The organism is Pseudoalteromonas sp. NZS11, assembly GCF_015864765.1.
Lineage (GTDB): Bacteria > Pseudomonadota > Gammaproteobacteria > Enterobacterales > Alteromonadaceae > Pseudoalteromonas > Pseudoalteromonas arctica.
In genome coordinates, this window is sequence record NZ_JADYWP010000021.1 from 1 (window position 1) to 4515 (window position 4515).

Sequence of the window (4515 nt, forward strand, 5' to 3'; positions counted from 1 at the left end):
ACTTACCTCTAATTGCTGGTTCTGCGCTTAAAGCGTTAGAAGGCGAGAAAGAGTGGGAAGATAAGATTGTTGAGCTTGCAAACGCACTTGATACTTACATCCCAGAGCCAGAGCGTGACATCGATAAGCCTTTCATCATGCCTATCGAAGACGTTTTCTCAATCCAGGGTCGTGGTACTGTTGTAACTGGTCGTGTTGAAGCTGGTATCATCCGCATCAATGACGAAGTAGAAATTGTTGGTATCAATGATACAACTCGTTCTACTTGTACTGGTGTTGAAATGTTCCGTAAGCTTCTAGACGAAGGTCGTGCTGGCGAAAACATCGGTGCACTTCTACGTGGTACTAAGCGTGAAGACGTTGAACGTGGTCAAGTACTAGCTAAGCCTGGTTCAATTAACCCACATACTACATTCACTTCAGAAGTATACGTACTTTCGAAAGATGAAGGTGGTCGTCATACTCCATTCTTCAAAGGTTACCGTCCACAGTTCTACTTCCGTACAACTGACGTAACAGGTGACGTACAGTTACCAGATGGCGTAGAAATGGTAATGCCTGGTGATAACATCAAGATGACAGTAACTCTAATCGCACCAATCGCGATGGATGAAGGTCTTCGTTTTGCTATCCGTGAAGGTGGTCGTACTGTAGGTGCTGGTGTTGTAGCAACTATCGTAGCGTAATTATTAGCCTAGCTAATTGTTACCAAAAAGCCCGAGCTTAGTCTCGGGCTTTTTAATGTCTAGAATAAAGTGTCATATGAAGGTGGCGCTCTTACTTTAGGCGTAGGTGCGTTGTAGTAACGTTCAAAGCGTAATTATTAGCCTAACTAATTGTTACCAAAAAGCCCGAGCTTAGTCTCGGGTTTTTTAATGTCTATAATAAAGTGTCATATGAAGGTGGCGCTCTTACTTTAGGCGTAGGTGCGTTGTAGTAACGTCCAAAGCGTAATTATTAGCCTAGCTAATTGTTATCAAAAAGCCCGAGCTTAGTCTCGGGCTTTTTAATGTCTAGAATAAAGTGTCATATGAAGGTGGCGCTCTTACTTTAGGCGTAGGTGTGTTGTAGTAACGTTCAAAGCGTAATTATTAGCCTAGCTAATTGTTACCAAAAAGCCCGAGCTTAGTCGGGCTTTTTAATGACTAAAATAAAGAGTGATTTGGAGGTGAGAATCTCACATTAGACGAAGATGCTTGGTAACAACATTCAAAATATTATTGGTATTAATAAAAAACCCGAGCCTAGCCCGGGTTTTGATAAGTTATGAATATGCCATAATTGGCTGAAAACTATTCAATATTTTGAATTTGTTCTCTCATTTGTTCAATCAATACTTTTAACTCTACAGCGGCAGTAGTGATGTCACTATTGATAGACTTAGATGCTAGCGTGTTAGCTTCACGATTAAATTCTTGCATCATAAAATCTAGGCGGCGGCCGCATGCGCCACCTTTTTTAAGGATTTTTTTAGTTTCTTTAACGTGAGACTTTAAACGATCTAATTCTTCAGCTACATCTTGTTTTTGAGCAAGATAAATAAGTTCTTGTTCAAGGCGTGACTCGTCAATGTTTGCTGTTAAGTCTTCTAGCTTTTGAGCCAGTTTTTCACGCTGCCACTTAGCAATCTCAGGCATGTGCGTTTCTACAATTTCTACTTGCTCTAAAATCGCATCAAGGCGGATTGCTATCATTTCTTCAAGGTTTGCACCTTCATCGCCACGAGCTGATTTAAAATCTTCGATTACTTGATCAAGACCAGCAATTAGTGCTGTATTAACGCTATCCATATCAAGTTCTTCAGCTTCCATAACACCAGGCCAACGTAATATATCAACAGGATTAATGTCGCCATTACTTTGCTGTTGAACCCATTTCGCGCTATTTATAAGTTGCTCAGCAAGGGCTTGGTTAATTGATAGCTCACCAACATGGGCAGGATTTGCTACAAACTTTAAAAAAACCTCAACTTTACCGCGTTGTAAGTGTTTGCGTAAACGCTCACGAATAACTGGCTCCATGCCACGAAATTGCTCTGGTGCGCGAATAAATGTTTCAAGGTAACGCTGGTTCACTGAACGAACTTCCCAAGTGCCAGTTCCCCAATTGCCTTTTATTTCGCGACGCGCATAAGCTGTCATACTGTGGATCATGGATATTTTCCTAAATTTATAAATACAATATTACGATGATTATACCGTAACACCGCTTAAGCTCTAGGGAAAATTTAATACACTGAATATTTTGCATACAGCTATTTATTTAAATCAGCATGGTATCTATACCCACATACACTTATAATGTCGCAAATTCTGAATTAAGGGGATCGTCAATGCGTCCAAGCGAAAGAACACCTAACCAAATTAGACCTGTTACATTTACACGTAATTATACTTTGCATGCTGAAGGCTCAGTACTTGTTGAGTTTGGTAACACCAAAGTACTTTGTACAGCTACTGTCGAATCGGGCGTTCCTCGTTTCATGAAAGGTCAGGGTAAAGGTTGGATCAATGCTGAATACGGTATGTTACCGCGAGCAACGCATACGCGTAATGCTCGAGAAGCTGCACGTGGTAAGCAGGGCGGTCGTACTATGGAAATTCAACGTTTAATTGCACGTGCACTGCGTGCTGCTGTTGATTTAAAAGCACTTGGCGAAAACACAATCACTATCGACTGTGATGTAATTCAAGCAGATGGCGGTACACGTACTGCTTCTATAAGTGGTGCATGTGTTGCACTTGTTGATGCGCTAACGCATATGCGTGCCAAGGGTATGATTAATTCAAACCCACTTAAACATATGATTGCGGCTATTTCAGTAGGTATATACAAAGGCCAAGCAATTAGCGATTTAGAATATATTGAAGATTCAGCAGCAGAAACTGATATGAATGTAATTTTAACCGAAACAGGTAAAATTATAGAAATTCAAGGTACAGCCGAAGGCGAACCTTTCTCGTTTGATGAGCTAGATGAGTTACTTACTTTAGCTAAACATTCTATTCGTGAAATCATTGACGTACAAAAGCAAGCATTAGCATAAATAGGTAGGCCACTAGATATGAAAGATTATCAAAAAGAGTTTATAGAATTTGCTCTAGAGAAGCAGGTATTAAAATTTGGTGAGTTTACTTTAAAGTCTGGGCGCATAAGTCCTTACTTTTTTAATGCCGGTTTGTTTAATACAGGTCGTGACTTAGCACGTTTAGGTCGTTTTTATGCATCAGCACTAGAAGATTCAGCGATAGAGTACGATGTACTATTTGGCCCGGCGTATAAGGGTATCCCAATCGCGACAACGACGGCAGTTGCATTAGCAGATCACCATGATAAAGATGTACCGTACTGTTTTAACCGTAAAGAGAAAAAAGCACACGGTGAAGGTGGTACATTAGTAGGCTCAGAACTCAATGGCAAAATAATGCTAGTTGATGATGTAATTACCGCAGGTACCGCTATTCGTGAGTCCATGGAAATTATTGCACAAAATGGTGCAGACCTTAGTGGTGTTTTAATTGCATTAGATCGCCAAGAAAAAGGTAAAGCCGAGTTATCAGCTATTCAAGAAGTTGAACGCGACTTTAATACCAAAGTAATCTCTATTGTAAAATTAGCAGACCTTATTAGTTACCTTGAAAACCAAGGGACGATGGGCGAGCATTTAGCCTCAGTTAAAGCTTACCGTGATCAATACGGCGTAGCATAAATAAAAAGCCTCGCAGTGCGGGGCTTTATTTTGACCTTCATTCATAGAGTTTATTAATGAAAGATGTATTAAAACCAAATGGCTTAGGCCTCAAACGCGTTTTCAAAGCAACCTATTGCTCCTATCTTGGCTTTAAAGCAGCATTTAAAGAAGAAGCTGCATTTAGACAAGAGCTATTACTAAGCCTTATATTATTCCCCACTTCATTTTGGCTTGCTTCATCATTATTACACTGGGCAATACTAATTAGCTCACTGCTTATTATTCTAATAGTTGAATTGCTAAACTCTGCCATTGAAGCATTAACAGATCGAGTAAGTACAGAATTGCATGTATTGTCAGGTAGAGCCAAAGATATGGGATCTGCAGCCGTAACACTTTCATTAACGATCGTATTGATCATATGGGGTGTAAGTCTTTATATGAAGATCGTTTAAGCTCACTTTTAATATTTGTGAAGTTTAAACACCTTTAGTTGTTAATAATTTGCTAGTTATGTTGTGTTTTTAACGTGTTTAGCTCAAATACTCAGCGAACAGCACATTATTTCAAGTTTTCTTAAAAAAAGGGTTGATCTGTTTTCGGATCTCCCTATAATGCGACCCCACTGAGACGGGAAACGCCAACGCATAGCGAGGAGCGAACTACTCAGAGAGTTAAATAAAACTTCGGTTTTAAATCTTCCAAAAGAAAGTTTAAAACTAAGTGTTGACTCGAAAAATAAAGGGTGTATTATTCGCATCCCTTGAGACGCTAAAGCGACTCAAAACGTTCTTTAACAATATAAAGCAATCATCTGTGTGGGC

The 4515-nt window shown here is 39.7% G+C and carries 5 protein-coding genes; 4 read left to right on the forward strand and 1 reads right to left on the reverse strand.

All coding sequences use genetic code 11. The annotated features are described in order from the left end of the window. Positions 1-686 (forward strand): EF-Tu/IF-2/RF-3 family GTPase (locus I6E82_RS19715; RefSeq protein WP_269435153.1); only part of this gene is annotated, 686 nt, incomplete at its 5' end. A 606-nt stretch (positions 687-1292) separates the two neighbouring features. Here the strand turns inward: I6E82_RS19715 and I6E82_RS19720 are convergent. Further along, positions 1293-2153 (reverse strand): YicC/YloC family endoribonuclease, encoded by an 861-nt coding sequence (locus tag I6E82_RS19720; RefSeq protein ID WP_197118527.1) that lies wholly within the window; start codon positions 2151-2153, stop codon positions 1293-1295. Positions 2154-2332: 179 nt separating this feature from the next. Between I6E82_RS19720 and rph the strand changes: the two genes are divergently transcribed. The 3 genes from rph to I6E82_RS19735 are packed head-to-tail and all read left to right on the forward strand — an operon-like array spanning position 2333 to position 4146. Continuing rightward, the gene (rph, locus tag I6E82_RS19725; RefSeq protein WP_002958890.1) at positions 2333-3046 is read left to right on the forward strand and encodes a ribonuclease PH; all 714 of its coding nucleotides are present in this window, start codon (positions 2333-2335) and stop codon (positions 3044-3046) included. An 18-nt stretch (positions 3047-3064) separates the two neighbouring features. Then, entirely contained in the window at positions 3065-3709 is a 645-nt protein-coding gene (gene pyrE / locus I6E82_RS19730; protein WP_007583381.1) for an orotate phosphoribosyltransferase, read from the forward strand. A 56-nt stretch (positions 3710-3765) separates the two neighbouring features. Beyond that, on the forward strand, positions 3766-4146 hold the full coding sequence (locus I6E82_RS19735) for a diacylglycerol kinase (protein ID WP_007583384.1): 381 nt from the start codon (positions 3766-3768) through the stop codon (positions 4144-4146). Positions 4147-4515 lie beyond the last annotated feature (369 nt).

What these genes read in the sequence shown, in the direction of transcription:
- I6E82_RS19720 (WP_197118527.1), bottom strand. Translation starts at nt 2,153, where the DNA reads ATGATCCACAGTATGACAGCTTATGCGCGTCGCGAAATAAAAGGCAAT.
- rph (WP_002958890.1), top strand. Translation starts at nt 2,333, where the DNA reads ATGCGTCCAAGCGAAAGAACACCTAACCAAATTAGACCTGTTACATTT.
- pyrE (WP_007583381.1), top strand. Translation starts at nt 3,065, where the DNA reads ATGAAAGATTATCAAAAAGAGTTTATAGAATTTGCTCTAGAGAAGCAG.
- I6E82_RS19735 (WP_007583384.1), top strand. Translation starts at nt 3,766, where the DNA reads ATGAAAGATGTATTAAAACCAAATGGCTTAGGCCTCAAACGCGTTTTC.